Genomic DNA, 18288 nt, shown 5'->3' with positions numbered 1-18288 from the left:
GTCCACTTCAGATTTCCAACCTTCAACCTAAGTCTCTGATTTTCCTTCTGTTTCAAGGAAATTTAACCTTGCGTGAGGAGCGAATTCTAGAGATTTCGATTTGCCGTGTCAAGCACTTTCTTTCGATCTCTTTTCGCTCCAGAAAATCAAATATTTACAAACAACTATTTGATTTTCCTTTTCTTTTCAGAACCTCTCAGCCCTGAAGAAGTCGCGCATTATACAGACTGCGTTCAGGTCGTCAACGGATAAAATGAAACTTTTTTGAATTTTCTTATCGAAGCTCCAGCCAGTCAATTCCATCACCCTGATTTGCAAGCTGAATCCAACCTTGCTCACAACCTACGCCAGAACACAAAGCTGCGAGCGCATATTCGGGAAGGTTATTGTTCTCGCTTAAATGCATACCAACAAGGTGCTGCAACACACTCAAATCGATCTGCTCCAGTAAAAAGGTCGACTGTCTGTTATCCAGATGTCCATAACGTCCGGCCACTCTCTTCTGCAGTGCGGGAGGATAGGGACCATTGGCCAACATGTCTGCGTCGTAATTGCATTCCAACATCAATGCGTCCAGTTTTTGCAGCATTTGAACGATCAACGGAGTATGGCTGCCAACATCCGTCAGCACACCAAGACGACAAGCGCCGTCACTGAAAACAAACTGGCAAGGCTCACGCGCATCATGGGGAACCGGAAACGGAGCGATGTGCAAATCGTTGATTTCCAGCTCCTGGTGAACATTGATATAGCGAGTGCAGAAAAACTGGGTGTCGCGCATGGCATGACAAGTACCAACCGTCAACCAGACCGGGAGATTATAACGGCGGGAAAGACGCCCGACTCCTGCAGCATGATCCCCATGTTCATGGGTCACAAGAATAGCGGTAAGCGAGTGAGGGGAGCAGCCAAGGCGATGCAAACGACGCTCTGTCTCCCCCAAAGAAAAACCACAGTCCAGCAAAACCCGGGTTTTGCCAGACTCAATTAATGCGCCATTGCCTTTGCTGCCACTCCCTAGCGAGGCAAAACGCAGCATCAGCGCTCAAATTCGGACTTGAGGCGCTCCAAAAGGGCATTAGCGGCGCTAGGCTTGAGAGGGTTGCCGTCAGCATCCCCAACCGTGATCAAACTGCGAGAACCAGCATCGGAAACTTGTATTTGATAGCGGCTACCGACCTTCAACATATCACGGTCAGATTTAAACAAACGCGAGAAAAACCCTTGCTGGCCATCCTTGCCAACATCCCCAGCATAACTGGCGAGGTAAACACCATTAGCCCGCTGTTGGCCTTCGATGCTCATGCCAATACGGCCAAGCATAACCCCAGTACGAACCCATACATCGTTGGCGGAGCCATTGACTGCAAGGGCTGGCTGCCCCCCCTCCAATTGCGTCATGGCAACCGGAACCGAAGTTTGCCGGGCTTCAGCAACCGGCTTGGCGTTTTGCGTCGGATCGCCGCCCTGCATGAAGACCATCAGACGGTTAAGCATCTCAGCTTCAAGCTCCGGCTTGGAGGGTGCATATTCCCATTTTACGCCCGTACCGCTGACGTTTTCCTCCGCCCGTTCATGGCTGAGGAAAATATTGGTGGCCTGCGCTGAAGGGCGCTCCAGACGGATTTTGAAGCGGTCACGGCTACCGGCGTCATACATGCCTTCGAACACTTTGCCAAGCGCCTTACGGATGCCATCCAACGGAATTTCGGCCCTGTTTTCCGCCCAATCGGTTTCCATAATGCCGATACGCGGCTCATCACGCTTGACGGCCACCCCCATGGTTTGCCAAAACGCATGCAATTTCGGCCAAACAGCATCTGCCGGAGCATTGACCTGCAACCAGCGCACATTGCCTTCGCGCATAAGCTGGATGCCCGCAGTGGCTGGCAACACCTCACGGGTTTGGGATTGCGCCTGCCCGTGCTCCAATGCATTGGCGCTGACAGCGCCGCCGGGAACCGCTGCAAAAGTGTTGTCGTAATCCGGTGCATTCAAATCGGGCGGGAGCTCCAATGAATTGACGCTTTTATTGTTCTTGTAATCAACCCTATCGCCAACCGAATCAATATTGAACCCAGAACAAGCTGACAACGCCAACACTGACCCAACGGCCAACATCCAGCGTGAGGAATGGAAAATAGTCATAGGGGTCATTGCAAATTCCGTTTAGAAACTAACAGTCAATACCCGCTTTGCGCATGGCCGCCAGCAGTTGTGGCTTGATGGCGTCAGAACAGGGGACAAGCGGCAAACGTATGCCACGTTCATCACCAAAGCCCATTTGCGCCAAAGCCCATTTCACCGGAACGGGATTAGGCTCAAGGAACAGGCTTTTGTTCAAATCCGCCAGCGTTGCATCGATACGGGCAGCTGTTTCGCAGTCGCCAGCCAATGCGGCGGCGCATAAATCATGCATGGCTTTGGGAGCGACATTGGCGGTCACCGAAATGTTTCCCTTCGCACCCAACAGGATCAGCTCCATTGCGGTGGCGTCGTCACCACTGTAAAGGTCGATGCGGTCTCCGCAACGTTGCAGGATGTCCCTACCCCGCTCAAGGTTGCCAGTGGCTTCCTTGACGCCGACGATATTGGAAACCGAAGCAAGGCGCTCGACCGTTTCCGGCAACAAATCGCAAGCCGTCCGGCCAGGCACATTGTAAAGGATTTGCGGGATGGCGACCCGGTCAGCAATCGCTTTATAGTGCTGGAACAAACCTTCCTGGGTCGGCTTGTTATAGTAGGGCGTCACCAGCAGGCATGCGTCCGCGCCATCCTGCATGGCGTAGCTGGTCATTTCGATCGCTTCGGCGGTGCTGTTGGAGCCAGTGCCCGCAATGACGGGAACCTTGCCCGCCACCAGATCAACCACACGCTTCACGACATGGCGGTGCTCCTCGTAGTCCAGGGTTGCCGACTCGCCCGTTGTACCGACCGCCACAATGGCGTCAGTGCCATTTTCAAGATGGAAGGCCACCAAGGCCTCCAATGCCGCCTCATCAAGCTCCCCGTTGGCCTGCATCGGGGTAATGAGAGCCACCATACTGCCGCGAAACATGTGTTCCTCCAAAAAATAGTTTGACAGCATACTACTGGCGCAGGTAATGAAACACAAGCATTACACCGGGCGAGTTCATTACCGCCCGCCATCCTAAATCCCCAAGGAGAAACGCATGACCACCCCAGCCATAGGACAAACTGTCACGGACTTTGCAATCGCCGCCACTTCCGACCAGACCTTCCGCCTGTCTGATTTCAGGGACAAAGCCAATATTGTCCTCTACGTTTTACCCAAAGGACAGCACACCCGGCTGCACGACTGAAGGGCAGGATTTCCGCGACGCCTATGCGCAGTTTCAGGCTGCGGACACTGAAATTTTCGGCGTTTCCCGCGATAGCCTGAAATCACACGAAAACTTCAAGGCCAAACAGTCCTTCCCGTTTGAACTGCTGTCCGACCAGGACGAAGCCATCTGCAACCTGTTCGACGTCATCAAGCTGAAAAACATGTACGGCAAACAGGTGCAAGGCATTGAGCGCAGCACATTCCTGATTGACAAACAGGGCACCCTGCGCCATGAATGGAGAAAAGTTTCCGTCAAGGGCCATGTGGAAGCCGTCCTGGCCGCAGCACAAGCCCTGCCCTAAATACACAAAACAACAGGAACCACATGAGTCCAGTACACGCCGCCCATACCCACGAAAAACGCTTGTTTGTCCTCGACACCAATGTGCTGATGCACGACCCAACCGCCCTGTTCCGCTTTCAGGAACATGACATTTTCCTACCGATGGTAGTGCTTGAAGAACTGGACCGCAGCAAGAAAGGCGTATCCGAAGTCGCCCGCAATGTCCGTCAGGTCAGCCGCTTTCTGGATGAACTGATGGTCGGGGTGGAAACTTCCGCCATCAACGCGGGCATCCCCCTGGCAAGCGACATCCTCAGCACCAGCGGCAAGGGCACCAACGGCCATTTGTTCTTCCAGACAGAAGCCTTGAACCACAAACTGCCGCGCAACCTGCCAGGCGACTCACCGGACAACAACATCCTGAGCGTGGCATTGAGCCTGTGTGACAAGCACCCTGACCGTGATGTCATCCTGGTTTCCAAGGACATCAACCTGCGCATCAAGGCGACCATCGTTGGCCTGAAGGCGGAAGACTATTTCAACGACCAGGTGCTGGATGACGCCGACCTGTTGCCGACCGGCTTCCACGAACTGCCCGCCAATTTCTGGGAAGGGCATTCCAGGGAAATGAAATCTTGGCAGGAACAAGGGCACACCTTTTACAAACTGGTCGGCCCGATGACCAACGAATGGCTGCCAGGACATTTTCTTGCCATGCCGGGCGACTCGCCGTTTGAAGCCATCGTGCGTGAAAAAGCGCCCGACCACGCCATTATTGAAACCGTCCGCGACTATACCGAGACCCGCCATGCGGTATGGGGCATCACTGCACGCAACCGCGAGCAAAATTTCGCCCTGAACTTGCTGATGGATCCGGAAATCGACATCGTCACCCTGCTGGGGGCAGCAGGCACGGGCAAGACCCTGCTGACGCTGGCGGCAGGCTTGGCGCAACTGTTGGATGAGCAGTTGTACAAGGAAATCATCATGACCCGCGTCACCGTCCCAGTGGGCGAAGACATCGGCTTCCTGCCCGGCTCGGAAGAGGAAAAGATGACGCCCTGGATGGGCGCGCTGATGGACAACCTGGAAGTGCTGACCCAACCCAGCAATGGCGGCAAATGGGGCCGCACCGCCACCGACGAATTCCTGATGAGCAAGATCAAGATCAAATCGCTGAACTTCATGCGCGGGCGCACCTTCCTCAACCGCTACATCATTATCGACGAAGCGCAGAACCTGACGCCGAAACAGATGAAAACCCTCATTACCCGCGCCGGGCCGGGCACCAAGGTCGTATGTCTTGGCAATATCGCCCAAATTGACACGCCTTACTTGACGGAAACCTCCTCAGGGCTTACCTATGTCGTCGACCGCTTCAAGGGCTGGCCACATGGCGGGCATGTCACGCTGCAACGTGGGGAACGTTCGCGGCTGGCTGATTACGCCTCCGACCATCTGTAAAGACAAACAACCAAGGATTTTGCATGTTGCATGATTTCGTGAACTGGGTGCTTGAGCTTGTCAAGGCATGGGGGTACCCCGGCATTTTCGTGGCGATGGCGATGGAGTCCACCGTTTTGCCTGTCCCGAGTGAATTCGTCCTGATGCCTGCTGGGTATCACGCCCAAAAAGGGGATATGAATTTCTTCCTGATCATTTTGGCTTCCACGTTGGGCAGCCTGGTCGGCGCGTCCCTCAACTATGCGTTCGCCCTGTGGGTCGGGCGGCCATTTCTGGAACGTTATGGAAAATACTTCTTTGTCCGCCCCGCCCTGTTGCAGAAGACGGACGCCTTCTTTGTCAAACATGGGGCGATTTCAACCTTTACTGGCCGCCTGATTTTAGGTATCCGCCACCTCATCTCCCTGCCTGCCGGATTGACACGGATGAATTTCGCCAAATTCAGCTTTTACACCGCATTGGGTGCAGGCATCTGGTCAGTGGTGCTGACCTCGGTAGGCTATTTCATCGGCGGCAACGAGCAATTGATCAAGGAAAACCTGCATCTCGTGACCTTAGGGGTCATCGCCTTTGTCGCGCTGGTGCTGGCGGGGTATTACGTCTGGCAAAAACGGCGGGCGGCCTGACATCAAGCAGCTTCAGCCCCCTTCCCCTCCTGCACCCCCTGTATCAGGAACTCCACCAACGCGCGCGTCTTTTCCGGCAGGAACTGGCGCGACGGGTAAACCGCATAGACACTGACCGTTTGCGCGAAATACTCGGGCAGGATATGCGCCAGTTCGCCTTTCTTCAATTCACCCGCCAGCTCAAAATCGGGCAATAACGTGATCCCCAACCCGGCGACCGCCGCTTGCTTCAGCACTTCACCGTTGTTGGCGCAGAATGGGCCAGTAACCTGCACGTTATGCGCCTTGCCCTCCTGATCATGGAAAGTCCAACCTTCGCGCAAGCTGGCGTTGGTGTAATGCAGGCACTGGTGCTTGCTGAGGTCAGCCGGTGTTTGCGGAACACCATGCCGCTGCAAATAAGCGGGCGCGGCAACCGCCAACAGTTGGGCATTTTCCAGCCTGCGGGCAATCAGCCGGGAATCATCCAGCACACCGATGCGGATGACCACATCGTAGTCACCACTGGCGGCGTCCGTGTAGGCATCATCCAGATGTGCGGTCAGGTGGATGTCGGGGTATTGCTGCAGGAAGCGGATCAACAGTTTCGACAGGCGCACTTTCCCATAGGTCATCGGCATATTGATCCGCAACGAACCACTGAGCGTGCCTTGCATCGCCAGCAGGTGCTGGTCGACCCGGCTCACTTCCTCCAGGATTTCACGGCAATGCTGGTAGTAATACTGCCCCGCCTCCGTCAGGGCAAGCTGGCGGGTATTGCGGGTCAGCAACCGCACACCGAGATGGGTTTCCAGTATTTTCAGGCGTTTACTGACAGCAGCGACGGTAAGCTCCAACTTGTCGGCGGCTGCGGTGATGCTGCCGGTGTCAACGACCGCCACAAAGTTTTCCATGTAGTCCAGCCGACTCATTTTAAACTCCTTGTTTAGAGTCAATTCAATTTTAGTGTCTTTATCAAAATAACATTAAATCCTAATATCTTACTCAAGTAAATATCGTGCAAGGAGCAGAACATGAACATCATCACTTCAGACTCGCGCGGCAAATTCAGCAATGAGTGGCTGGATAGCCGTCATAGCTTTTCATTTGGCGAATACTACGACCCAGACCGCATGGGATTCTCCAGCCTGCGCGTGATCAATGAGGACTGGGTGGCGGCCAAAGGCGGTTTCCCGATGCATGGCCACCGCGACATGGAAATCATCACCTATGTGATGGAAGGCGCATTGTCGCACAAGGACAGCCTCGGCAACGGCAGCACCATCCGCCCTGGCGATGTGCAACGCATGAGCGCCGGGCGCGGCATCCTGCATTCCGAGTTCAACCATTCGGCGGACGAAAACGTGCACCTGCTGCAAATCTGGATTCAGCCGAAATTTACCGGCATCCGGCCCGGCTATGCGCAGGAACACTTCCCGCTGGAACAACGGCGTGGCGTCTTGCAACTGCTGGCGTCACCCGATGGGCGGGGCAATTCCCTGAACATGAACACCGACGCCAGTTTGTACGCCAGCATCCTGCAAGATGGCGAAGCCGTCCAGTTCTCAAAACCGGACGGGCGTGCGGTTTATGTGCATGTTGCGAAAGGAGTCCTGATACTGAATGGCGCAACCTTGCAGGCCGGGGATGCGGCGGAAATCACGGCGGAAACGGAACTGGCGTTTTCCACCCAGTCAAACGCCGAGTTTCTGCTGTTTGATTTGCCCGCAGCCCATTAAAGGAGAAGATTGTGCAAGCACGGAACACAACACAGGCTTATGGATGGGTTTCCATCCTGTTGCACTGGGTGATGGCCATCGCCCTGATCGGGATGTACGTCATTGGCGACTACATGGTCGACCTGGATTACTACGACGACCTGTACCATAAGCTGCCAGCGCTGCACAAATCCACCGGCGTTATCCTCGCTGGTTTGCTGCTGGTGCGGTTGGCATGGCTGCATTCCCAGCCACGCCCTGCCGCCAGTGGCGGCGCGCCCGCCTTTACCCATTTGGCGGGCAAACTTGGGCACCTCGCGCTGTATGCGCTGCTGTTCACCCTGATCATCAGCGGCTACCTGATTTCCACGGCGGAGGCCCATGGCGTCAGCGTGTTCGGCTGGTTTGAGCTACCCGCCCTGCTGCCCGCCAGCAAGGAACGCGCCGACTTGGCGGGCAACATTCACGAAATCGCCGCCAATTTGTTCATTTTTCTGGTTGGCGTCCATGCGCTGGCCGCTTTCATCCACCATTTTTACTGGAAAGACAACACCCTCACCCGCATGCTGGGCAGGGGCTAATTCAATACGGGAGAAACCTCATGAAACAAGCAATCGCAACTTCACTGCTGGCTGTTGGCCTGCTGGTGGGCAATGCAGCCTACGCGGAAGACTACACCATTGACACCGAAGGCATGCACGCCTCCATCCAGTTCCGTATCAAGCACTTGGGCTATAGCTGGCTGTATGGGCGCTTTGACAAATTCAGCGGCCAATTCAGCTACGACGAAGCCAAACCGGCAGATTCTAAAGTGGAAGTCACCATCGACGCTGACAGTGTCAACAGCAACCATGCCGAGCGTGACAAGCACTTGCGCAGCGATGATTTCCTGGACGTGAAGAAATTCCCGGAAGCCAAATTCGTCAGCACCAAATTCACGCCAGCGGCGGATGGGGCTGGCAAGCTGGAAGGCGACCTGACCCTGCACGGCGTCACCAAGCCCATCACCATCGATGTCAAGTCGATAGGTGCTGGCAATGACCCATGGGGCGGGTTCCGGCGCGGCTTTAGCGGCAGCACCCAGTTCGCCCTGAAGGATTTCGGCATCAAGAAAGACCTTGGCCCTGACTCACAGGAAGTGGAAATGATCCTTTCCATTGAAGGTGTGCGCAAATAATCAGCGCTCATCACCCTGCACCCCATCATTGACTTGAAAGTAAACACGGCTGTCATGCAGCCGTGCTATAAAGTATTCATGACATTCTAGACAAGGGGATCGGCATGAAGCAGGGGCTAAAGGCAATCATCGCCACCATCATGGTTTTGGCAGGCAATCAGGCGGCATTCGCGCAAGTGTCCTTCCCGCAACCACGCAACTTTATTGTCGATCAGGCATGCGAGGCCTACACCTCCATCCGCCAGAAAACCAACCCGGTCACGCTGGAAGTGGGCGTGGCTTACATGGCAGTCGCGGAAAACCGGCAACCTGACCCGACCCATACGCTGCTGCGGCTGGGCGCGGAAAACAAGTGGGCGGAGCTTGGTTGTGGCCATTACTCTGGCAACGCAGACACCCCACCACTGACACCACCCACCAATCATCCGGCGCAATGCCTGCCGTTTTTCGACGATATGGATAACCCGGTCAAGATCAATGTCGGTGGGACTGTGGACATTACGCCGCCAGCCCCGGCGCTCAACGACTTCGACCGGGCGCTCAATGACGTATGCGGCGCGGCGGGCAAAGTGGTTGCCCCGGCAGAATTCCAGCAGCTGTTGCTTGACCACCCCGATGTACTGCAACGCATCCGCACCTTTACCCATGGGCAGGTGTACGCCAACCGCCCAATGCCAGATTCCGACCGGGCTTACCTGAAGGATTTGACGGACGCGTGGTTCGCCATCAAAGCCTTCGACCATATTTTCTGTGGCGAGCCGGAAGCGGGTGGCCCGATTGGCGGCCTGCACTTTTACGGACGCTATGAGCAATTGCAGGCCAGCGGCGACGCTTGCCGGATGGACAATTACCGGCAGAATGAAGTCGTGCCGGGCGTGTTGTACTCAATGGGCGCCACCATGAAAGCGGCCAATGGCGGCATTGCGCGCTCCTCCATCAAGGGCTATGGCCTGACGCTGGATGCCGAAGACATCCTCAAAGCCGCCACCCGCGCCTTCGCGGAGAACCCGACCAACGCAACGGACAGCACAGCCTGCATTTTACCCGTAGCGGATGATGGCAAAGCGTTTTCAACGGTGTTTGTGCGGCGCAATATCGGCATCCGCACGTTCTACCCGGACGCCACGCCTGATTCGCGTGAAACGCCGTGCGCCGCGCCGTTCAGCTTGCAGTAGAGGAAAAACCAACTGTTGCCCACAAAAGTTGGCAACATTCAGGGGTAATCGTAGTCCAGAATCAGCGGCGCATGGTCGGAAAAGCGTTCATCCTTGTAAATCCACGCCGCCTTGACCTTGCCTTTCATGGAGGGGGTAAGGATGTGGTAATCAATCCGCCAGCCGACGTTTTTCGCCCATGCCTGCCCACGGTTTGACCACCAGGTGTATTGGTCGGCTTCCTGGTTCACTTCGCGGAAACCATCGACGAATCCCACCCCGTCAAACAGCTTGTCCAACCAAGCGCGCTCTTCCGGCAGGAAACCGGAATTCTTCTGGTTGGATTTCCAGTTTTTCAGGTCGATGTTCTTGTGGGCGATATTCCAGTCGCCACAGATGATGCAGTCACGCCCGGAAGCTTCCATCGCTTCCATGACCGGCAGAAAGAAATCCATGCAGCGGTACTTGGCCTGTTGGCGCTCCTCGCTGGAAGAGCCGGATGGCAGGTACAACGACACCACGCTCAGGTTGCCGAAACGCGCCTCAATATAACGCCCTTCCACATCGAACTCGGCGTTGCCCATGCCGGTGATGACTTCATCCGGTTGCTGGCGGCAATAAAGCGCCACCCCGCTGTAGCCCTTCTTTTCAGCGTCATGGTAATAGCAGTGGTAACCTGCCGGGAAAAATGTTTCCCGCTCCGCCTCCAATTGCCCCGTCTGCGCCTTGGTTTCCTGGATGCAGACCACATCTGCATCCTGCTTCAGCATCCATGTGAAGAAACCTTTCTTGGCGGCGGAGCGGATGCCGTTGGTGTTGGCGGAAATGACCCTCACGCCGTCGGCATGCCTTCCGGAAAACCACACACCAGCACTTCCAGCAAGGCTTTTTGCGCATGCAGGCGGTTTTCCGCTTCGTCCCAGACCACGCTTTGCGGGCCATCCATGACCTCGGCGGAAACCTCCATACCGCGATAGGCAGGCAGGCAGTGCATGAACAACGCGTCCTTGGCAGCCAACTTCATCATATCCGCCGTCACCTGATAACCGTTGAACGCCCGTTCGCGCTCCAGCTTTTCGGCTTCCTGCCCCATGCTGGCCCAGGTGTCCGTTACCACAACTTCAACGCCTTTGACTGCTTCGCTCGGGTCACGGAAGAAAGTCACATGCCCCTTGGAAGCCTCCACCACATCCGCATCCGGGTCATAGCCTTCCGGGCAGGCCACATTCAGGTGGAAACCAAACAACTTGGCGGCATTCATCCAGGAATGGCACATATTGTTGCCATCGCCGATCCAGGCCACGGTCTTGCCATTGGGCAGGCCGCGCTGTTCCATCCATGTCATCATGTCGGCCAATAATTGGCAGGGGTGAAACTTGTCGGTCAGCGCATTGATTACCGGCACCCGTGAATTCTTGGCAAACAATTCAACCTTTGCCTGTTCGAAAGTGCGGATCATGACCACATCAACCATGCGCGAAATGACCTTGGCGGAATCCTCAATCGGCTCTCCACGCCCCAGTTGGGTGTCGTTAGGCGACAGGAACATGGAATGCCCGCCCAATTGGGTCATGCCCGCCTCAAAAGACACGCGGGTGCGGGTGGAAGACTTCTCAAAAATCATCGCCAGCGTGCGCAAGTGGAGTGGCTCGTAGGCTTCACCGCGCTTCCACCTATCCTTGAGCTGGATGGCGCGGCCAATGACGGCGTGCAATTCAACAGGCGTAAAGTCGGTTAGCGTTAGGAAGTGCCTGACAACATTATTCATCTCTCTCTGATCCTCTCTCGTTCAACCGCCCACTCAGGACGGCTTTTCTCCAGCAGCCGGTTGCAAGAACGCCTGCACCAATTCTGTTACCATAGTTATTATTTGATCAGCCTGGTCACGGGTTATGACCAACGGCGGCAGCAGGCGGATAACATTGCCTGCCGTCACATTGATCAGCAGGCCTTGCGCCAGCGCCTGCCTGACCAGTTCGCCGCAATCACGCTCCAGCTCAATACCCAGCATCAATCCCTTGCCACGGATATCGCGCACGCCGCCAAGGCCCGCCAGACGGGTGTGGAATTGCATGATGAAATATTCACCCATTTCCTTGGCTTTACCCGCCAAATTTTCCTTTTCCATCACATCCAGGACAGCCAAAGCCGCACGGCAGGCCAACGGGTTGCCGCCGAACGTTGAACCATGGTTGCCAGGCCCAAAGACACTGGCTGCTTTCCCTCGTGCAAGACACGCGCCAATCGGCACGCCGTTGCCCAGCGCCTTCGCCAAGGTCATCACATCAGGGGTAACACCAGTATGCTGGAATGCAAACCACTCACCGGTGCGGCATAGGCCAGCCTGAATTTCATCCAGCATCAGCAACCAGCCATATTGGTCGCAAATGGCGCGCAGGCGTGGCAGATAATCGTCCGCCGGAATGCGGATGCCGCCTTCGCCCTGCACCGGCTCCACCAGCACCGCGACAATGTCCGGATTGTCCGCCGCTAACGCTTCCACGGCGTCAGCGTCGCCATACCCGACCCGCACGAAGCCTTCCACCAATGGCGCAAAGCCAGCCTGCACCTTGGCGTTGCCGGTCGCCGTCAAGGTCGCCAACGTCCGCCCGTGGAAAGAGTTGCCCATCACCACGATGGTTGGCTTGGCGACGCCCTTGTTATGGCCATACAGACGCGCAATCTTGATGGCGGCTTCATTGGCTTCCGCGCCGGAATTGCCGAAAAAAACATTGTCCAACCCGGATAACGCGCACAACTTTTCCGCCAGCGCTTGCTGGTGTTCGATCTGATAAAGGTTGGAAGTGTGCAACAGATTGTTGGCTTGCTCACAAATGGCTTCCGCCACCTCACGGCGCGCATGACCCACATTGCAAACGGAAATGCCACTGAGGGCGTCCAGATATTGTTTGCCTGCGGCATCCCACAGGTATACACCTTCGCCTCTGGTGAAAGTCACCGGCAAGCGGGCATAGGTTGGCATTACTGCATGGGTCACGGCCTTACCTCCACTTCGAGCATAGCAGCCAGAAATGCGAAAGGCAGCCCAGACAGGCTGCCTTTGCAAAGAAAGCGGAAGACTATATGCAATAGGCATAGGCTTGTCAACCACCAAACAGGAACTTTGTCAAGCAGTTTATTGACATCAGTGGCAGGAACGAAAAATACCCATCAGCTTGCGCCCTGCAAGCTTATTCACCGGCTATCATGGCTTGCTTAAAGCCCGCCGTCTCATCAGTCGCAAACCCTTGGTCGGTGCGCCAGATAAAATAAGCGCTGATGCCATGCTGTTCCGCAAAAGCCTTGCCTTTTTCCTCTCCCGACGCCATCAATGTCGTCGCGTAAGCATCTGCAAGTGTTGCATTGGCGGCCAGCACCGAAACGGAAGCAAGGTTATAGGTGACAGGATACCCCGTAGCCGGGTCAATGGTATGGGAATAACGCTTGCCGCCCTGGATAAAATAATTGCGGTAATCGCCGGAAGTCGCCAAGCCCGCGTCCTTGAGTTCAATGCCCTGCTGGACAGCCTGCCCTTCCTCAATAGGCTTTTCGATGGCGATCCTCCAGTCATCACCGCGTGGGCTGAGGCCACGGGTGCGGATTTCCCCGGCAACCTCCACCATATATTGCTTGACGCCACGGGACTCCAGATACAACCCCACCTGATCGGCGGCAAACCCATCGGCGACTGAGGCAAGCTCCACCAGGACATCGGGCCTGGACTTGCGCAACGCTGGCGGGTCAAGCCGCACCTGCAATTTTTGGTAGCCCACTTTGGCACGGGTGGCGTCAATCTCCGCCTGGCCAGGGACAACATCCTTGGCGGAATCATGGGAGGCGAACCCCCAGAGCTTGATCAGCGGCCCAACCGTCACGTCGTACACGCCGCCGCTTTGGGCGCTGATCTGCAACGTCGTGTCAACCAGCTTCGCCAAATCAGCGGAGACGGCAAACCAATCACCGCCTTGGTACTGATTGAAACGCGAAATTTCCGAATCCTGATCCCAAGTGGCAATCAGCTTGTTGGACGCCGCCATTGTCTTTTCCAAACCAGACTGGAGCTCATCCCCTGAAACAGCCACAGGCGCATCAGTAATGGTGACATGCCACAAAGCAGTCCCTTGCATACCCTCCAGATGCAACCCCTGCGGCTGCTTTCCGCACGCGGAAAGCGTCAACAAAAAACCCAGCACCACTGCAAGAATCGATACTCCCTTCATGATGTTCAGCAACATGGCACTAGGCTTTATTTCCCGTCGTTGCGGCACCCTTATCCCCGGAAGGGCTGGTGAAGCGGTCATTCAAATGCTGGACAAAGCGGTCTGTCGCATGGCGGATTGCATCCAACCGTCCCCGGGTGCGGCGGCTCCAGCCTGCTGGCGAACACTGAAAGATACTGCGCCAAAATTTCGTGCTTTTCAGGAATGCGCTTGACAGGTTGCCAAAAGAGTCCTCATTGCCTAAACGCTTGGCAATCCGCTTTGCGAAACGGTTGCGGACCAGGAAATGCAGGCCCAAAGCAACCAGCGCAATGACAATGATGATGGCTCCAGTCGCCCAAACATTGCCCGCCAGCGACGCCAGCCATGGAGGGTTGAACAGCAACCCTTCCCAATAGCCAAACTCCACGCTCATGGCCAGCAACGCAATCGCCAGCAGGCCAAACAGCAACGCGTCCGCCACCAGCACCTGCTTTTTCCAACGCTGCAACGCTTCACGCAAACGTGGGATCGCCTGTTGTTCAATTTGGTTGGCAAGGGACTCCATACTGCCGATAATGCGGTAAACACGTTCAATGTTCACCCCATCGATCCGCGCCATGATACGGTTGTAATCCGCGTCGCGCTTGGAGACATAACGTGCCCATACGTTTTCATCCGGCACCGGCACCGCCAGCCTGTCATTGAACAGGATGTGGAAGCTGCCTGCCGACAACCCCTGTTGCACCAATGATTTTTGCCACGCGGACACAATGTCCTCCAGATTGTCTTCCCGCGCTGAGGTGTCAATCTGGTTCAGGATGAACAGGAATTTGCTGCTGTCATTGCGGCGCATGGCCCCTTTCACCAAGTGCTCCAGCGTATCCTGCATCGCGCCAGGCTCAGGGTGGCGGGCGTCAAAAAACACCAACACCAAATCGGACAGCTCAATAATGTGGTCGGTAATCCGCAATGTTGATTTGCGTTGCTCGTCGGCGTCAAACCCTGGTGAATCGATCAGAATCTTACCGCGCACCTTTTCGCTGGGCGCAACCTTCATTTGCAGGTAGTTATCGATCTTTGCCCCCTCACCACTGGAAACGTTCTCGATATCCTCGCTGATCTGATAGAACGGGAAACGCGGGTCGCCATCCAGAGCAAGCCCCGGCAAAGTCCTGACCTGGGAATCAGGGCTGAAGGTAATGACGGTAAAACGGTCGTCCACCGCCTGGTTGCCGGTGCGCTGTAAATCAACCCCCAAAAATGTGTTGATGAAACTGGACTTACCCGCTGAAAATGTCCCCAGAACCGAAATCAATGGCCACCATGAAATCTGGGTGGCATAAGATTCGCCACTTGCCAGCAGACCAAGCTTTTGGGCAATGGCATCCAGTTCCCGATATTGGTTGACGGTATCCACCAGGATCGGATTCTCCCGTTTGAGATGCTCTTGCAACCGTTTCAGGCGTTGCTCCATGCGCTTGGCTGGTGTCATATGATTCCTCTATTTGGTGGCGATGGCGGTTGCGACAGTGAGCAAATCTTCTTCCGGCATAAGGGCGCTATGCCCGTCTTTTGCCGTTGCGGCGCCATCAGGGTGTTCCGGGACTGGGGCAATAACCGGCACAGCCGGTGCAGGCATGGCTTCGCCTGCGGGCATAACCGCATCTTCCCCTGTTTGTATTGCAGTTGTTGCGCCATTGGTGCCGGTTTCCATTGGCGGTGCCTGTTGTGGCTGCGATGCAGCAACCACAGGCGCTGGCGCTATGGCCTGTGCTGGCTGGGATTGGGCGACCGGCATCTGAGGCCAACCATAGTAACCATAATTGTAATAAGGGGCTGCAAGGGTTGGCGGCGGAACCACATACGGCGTTGTTTTGTCGCTGCCAAAGGGAGTGAATTTATTGAACATTTTCATTGGCCCGGAAATGTTCTTGTTCATGCTCCAGACATCGCGCTGCATGTTATAAGTGGAAACAGCCATGTTCTGAGTGGAGGCATTCATCTGCTGAATGTTGCCCGCCATATTCTGGGTGCTGTCATTCATGCCTACGATGTTGTCCGTCATCTGGCTGGTCGACACCACCAAGTTGTTCATCTGGCCGGTCATGACATTCATGGTGCCGGAAATTTTATCCATATTGGTTTCTACGGATTTATGCATGTCGGCGATGGTCGCCGTCAGCGCATGAACATCCGTTGTCAAGGATTGCACCAGATAGAAGCCATACGCGGAAAGAATGATAAACGCAACCATCGCCGGGTAGACAATCATTTGCAAGGTACGAGTGACGCTGACTTGTCGCTCCTCAAAATCCTGCAACTCATTCTCAACACCGTGCAATTCATCCTCAATATCATTCATTTCTTGAGGGTGGTTTTCGATCGATCCCATAAAGTGGCTCCTATTGCCCGGCTTCTGTAGCAATGTCCTTAAACTCAAAGCCGGGAGACTGTGAGTGCTTACGCGTTATCCAATGCGCTATCCATTGTTTTCTCCTACACATCCTTTGGTTTTAAACTATTTTTTTGTTTTTATGACGATAAGGGCAGGCCCTAACTGTGTCAAATCCCGGGCCTGCCTTTCGTGCATACCGCCTGGGTTATTTAGGCAGTGCGGCGTCAATCTGCTTGGCCAGTTCAGGATCAACCATATCCACATACAACTTCATATTGAATGCTTCGGTTGTCCGGCCTTGGGCAGCAAGTTTGGGGGCAATCTCTGTAAACAGTTCGGCAGCTTTCTTTGCATTGCCCTGCTTCCAATAAACATTCGCCAGCTCTCCTTTATATTCAATAGAATCTGGCGCTTGCTTCAACAGGCTAGTATAGAACTCAACCGCGTTATCCAGTTCGTTACTCCAGTAAGCCTCCCGTGCAGCCCTCAGCAAGTCCGCAGGCTGCTCAACAACGGGTGCTGCCGCTTGTTGCGGTGCAGGAACAGGCGCAGGCGCTTCAGCAGGGGCAGGGCTTTGAGCCTGAACGGCCGCTGCCGGTTGCTGCGCCTCGCCAGCGATTACCGCCACTTCAGCAGCGCCTTGGGCTGGAACAGGGACAGGCTGTTGCGGTGCCATTGCCGCCGGAGCCGCTTCAACAACTTGCGGAGCGGCAGCGGGTGCCGCATGCTGCCCCGTTTTCTGGCCATGCTCCGCAACCGTCTGGCCATGCTCAACAGGCTTGCCACTCATGCTAAAATTCAGCAGGATTGCAATAATCGCCAGCAACCACGCCAACAATATGGGATGTTTCATCAACCAACGTAAAATATTCATCTAAAACTCCTTAAAAACCCCAAAATCAAATTACATCTACTCGTGCTGATCGGTCATACCGCATATAGAGCCCGCCCCAAAATATCCACTTCTTGCGCGGCCTTGGAACGTGGCTCCATTTCGAAGACAGCCAACCCCTCGCTGAAAGAACGCCGGTAAGTGGTGCGCATATATAGGCGCGGCTCCAACAATTGAATGCCATCCAGCATTTGCATCGCCTCAGCCGCCTCCCCCGTTTCACGCACAGCATGGTGGGTGTCCGCCCGATTAATGACCCCCAAGATTTCGACAGGCTTGCCGTCACGGAAGTCATTGATCATCTTCAGGAACCGTTGTGTAGACCAGATATCCGCCTGACTAGGGGCAACCGGAACCAGAATACGGTCAGCCATGGAAACCGCCGTTTTCACCGCAGCCATATCCGCCAACCCCATGTCCACCAGCACTTCAGAATTCACCTCATCGCTGCCCAAACCGGCTACCGACGTCACCGGCTTGATTGCAGGCAGAAACCCTTCCTCCTGACGAATTTCAAATGCATCCGCCGTCGTCGCCTGGGGATCCAGGTCGTATACAATCACATGCTTGTTGTGGCGGGTCGCCACCCACAACGCCAAATTGAAAGTTATGGTGCTTTTACCAGTCCCTCCCTTGAGGTTGCCAATCAGCGTAATCATCAGAAACTCACTTTGTTTCAATCAGGTTAAGAACCCGCCAGCCCTCCCTGGAAAGCAGGCGGGCCCAACATTACTGTTGTACAGACGCTGGCGGCTGACCAGTTTGGTCACCACTCTGTTGTTGTGGTGCAACCGGTTGCATTGGTAGCGGAACAGGCTGCCCCTGAGCGTTAAACTGTACCGGCGGCGGCGGAACCATTCCACCATCACCCTGGCCTTGGGACACGGGAACAGCGTACAGATAATAATACATCTGAGGCTGTGGCAAGACTGGCGGTGGCGGCGGAGGCATAGCGGGTGCTTCAGGAGCGGCACTAGCTGCTGGCTGTTCCTGCTGCACAGATTCAGGTGCAGGCTGTGCTGGAGCTTGGGTCGCCGAAGCTTCTGGCGCTG

18 protein-coding genes and 1 pseudogene are annotated in these 18288 nt (G+C 55.4%); 7 read left to right on the top strand and 12 right to left on the bottom strand.

Annotated elements, in window-relative coordinates:
- Positions 1–274 precede the first annotated feature (274 nt).
- From VSS37_RS14410 to dapA, 3 genes are read right to left on the bottom strand one after another with little or no spacing between them, the layout of a single operon-like run.
- Positions 275–1039: an MBL fold metallo-hydrolase gene (locus tag VSS37_RS14410; protein ID WP_324696341.1), complete on the bottom strand. Its 765-nt coding sequence runs from the start codon at positions 1037–1039 to the stop codon at positions 275–277.
- Positions 1039–2157, bottom strand: coding sequence for an NlpB/DapX family lipoprotein (bamC, locus tag VSS37_RS14405; RefSeq protein WP_324696339.1), 1119 nt, complete (start codon positions 2155–2157; stop codon positions 1039–1041). Before bamC ends, VSS37_RS14410 begins: the two co-directional genes overlap by 1 nt.
- A 19-nt stretch (positions 2158–2176) precedes the next feature.
- Entirely contained in the window at positions 2177–3058 is an 882-nt protein-coding gene (gene dapA, locus VSS37_RS14400) for a 4-hydroxy-tetrahydrodipicolinate synthase (RefSeq protein WP_324696337.1), read from the bottom strand.
- A gap of 115 nt (positions 3059–3173) precedes the next feature.
- On the opposite strand from dapA, the pseudogene VSS37_RS14395 reads away from it, so the two are divergent.
- The 3 genes and pseudogenes from VSS37_RS14395 to VSS37_RS14385 all read left to right on the top strand — a co-directional run bounded on the left by VSS37_RS14395 (position 3174) and on the right by VSS37_RS14385 (position 5719).
- Positions 3174–3648 (top strand): annotated as a pseudogene (locus tag VSS37_RS14395) (peroxiredoxin).
- Between the two features lie 23 nt (positions 3649–3671).
- Positions 3672–5093 carry a PhoH family protein gene (locus VSS37_RS14390; protein ID WP_324696335.1) on the top strand — a complete coding sequence of 474 codons (1422 nt, stop codon included), beginning with the start codon at positions 3672–3674 and terminating at the stop codon, positions 5091–5093.
- A 23-nt stretch (positions 5094–5116) separates the two neighbouring features.
- On the top strand, positions 5117–5719 hold the full coding sequence (locus VSS37_RS14385) for a DedA family protein (RefSeq protein WP_324696333.1): 603 nt from the start codon (positions 5117–5119) through the stop codon (positions 5717–5719).
- A gap of 2 nt (positions 5720–5721) precedes the next feature.
- Here the strand turns inward: VSS37_RS14385 and VSS37_RS14380 are convergent, their stop codons facing one another.
- Entirely contained in the window at positions 5722–6630 is a 909-nt protein-coding gene (locus VSS37_RS14380; RefSeq protein ID WP_324696331.1) for a LysR family transcriptional regulator, read from the bottom strand.
- Between the two features lie 102 nt (positions 6631–6732).
- On the opposite strand from VSS37_RS14380, the gene VSS37_RS14375 reads away from it, so the two are divergent.
- The 4 genes from VSS37_RS14375 to VSS37_RS14360 all read left to right on the top strand — a co-directional run bounded on the left by VSS37_RS14375 (position 6733) and on the right by VSS37_RS14360 (position 9768).
- A complete protein-coding gene (locus VSS37_RS14375; RefSeq protein ID WP_324696329.1) occupies positions 6733–7437 on the top strand; it encodes a pirin family protein in 705 nt (234 codons plus the stop codon).
- Positions 7438–7448: 11 nt separating this feature from the next.
- Complete coding sequence (locus VSS37_RS14370) at positions 7449–7997, top strand: cytochrome b (protein ID WP_324696327.1); 549 nt, start codon at positions 7449–7451, stop codon at positions 7995–7997.
- 20 nt (positions 7998–8017) lie between these two features.
- The gene (locus VSS37_RS14365; RefSeq protein WP_324696325.1) at positions 8018–8593 is read left to right on the top strand and encodes a YceI family protein; all 576 of its coding nucleotides are present in this window, start codon (positions 8018–8020) and stop codon (positions 8591–8593) included.
- 104 nt (positions 8594–8697) lie between these two features.
- Positions 8698–9768 (top strand): EndoU domain-containing protein, encoded by a 1071-nt coding sequence (locus VSS37_RS14360; RefSeq protein WP_324696323.1) that lies wholly within the window; start codon positions 8698–8700, stop codon positions 9766–9768.
- 38 nt (positions 9769–9806) lie between these two features.
- Here VSS37_RS14360 and VSS37_RS14355 read toward each other — a convergent pair whose 3' ends face one another.
- The 8 genes from VSS37_RS14355 to VSS37_RS14320 form a co-directional block, all read right to left on the bottom strand.
- Positions 9807–10583: an exodeoxyribonuclease III gene (locus VSS37_RS14355; RefSeq protein ID WP_324696345.1), complete on the bottom strand. Its 777-nt coding sequence runs from the start codon at positions 10581–10583 to the stop codon at positions 9807–9809.
- The gene (argF, locus tag VSS37_RS14350) at positions 10580–11515 is read right to left on the bottom strand and encodes an ornithine carbamoyltransferase (protein ID WP_324696322.1); all 936 of its coding nucleotides are present in this window, start codon (positions 11513–11515) and stop codon (positions 10580–10582) included. The genes VSS37_RS14355 and argF overlap by 4 nt, the downstream gene beginning before the upstream one ends.
- Positions 11516–11548: 33 nt before the next feature.
- A complete protein-coding gene (locus VSS37_RS14345; protein ID WP_324696320.1) occupies positions 11549–12745 on the bottom strand; it encodes an aspartate aminotransferase family protein in 1197 nt (398 codons plus the stop codon).
- Positions 12746–12938: 193 nt separating this feature from the next.
- Positions 12939–13982 carry an FAD:protein FMN transferase gene (locus VSS37_RS14340; protein ID WP_324696318.1) on the bottom strand — a complete coding sequence of 348 codons (1044 nt, stop codon included), beginning with the start codon at positions 13980–13982 and terminating at the stop codon, positions 12939–12941.
- 4 nt (positions 13983–13986) lie between these two features.
- On the bottom strand, positions 13987–15441 hold the full coding sequence (locus tag VSS37_RS14335; RefSeq protein ID WP_324696316.1) for a dynamin family protein: 1455 nt from the start codon (positions 15439–15441) through the stop codon (positions 13987–13989).
- A gap of 9 nt (positions 15442–15450) precedes the next feature.
- Positions 15451–16341: a hypothetical protein gene (locus VSS37_RS14330; RefSeq protein WP_324696314.1), complete on the bottom strand. Its 891-nt coding sequence runs from the start codon at positions 16339–16341 to the stop codon at positions 15451–15453.
- 208 nt (positions 16342–16549) lie between these two features.
- The gene (locus VSS37_RS14325) at positions 16550–17218 is read right to left on the bottom strand and encodes a tetratricopeptide repeat protein (protein WP_324696312.1); all 669 of its coding nucleotides are present in this window, start codon (positions 17216–17218) and stop codon (positions 16550–16552) included.
- Between the two features lie 53 nt (positions 17219–17271).
- Positions 17272–17895 carry a nucleotide-binding protein gene (locus tag VSS37_RS14320; protein WP_324696310.1) on the bottom strand — a complete coding sequence of 208 codons (624 nt, stop codon included), beginning with the start codon at positions 17893–17895 and terminating at the stop codon, positions 17272–17274.
- Positions 17896–18288 lie beyond the last annotated feature (393 nt).

Origin of the sequence: Candidatus Thiothrix phosphatis, from assembly GCF_035668035.1 — a bacterium.
Classification (GTDB): domain Bacteria; phylum Pseudomonadota; class Gammaproteobacteria; order Thiotrichales; family Thiotrichaceae; genus Thiothrix; species Thiothrix phosphatis.
This window is presented reverse-complemented; position numbering and strand designations above follow the sequence as displayed.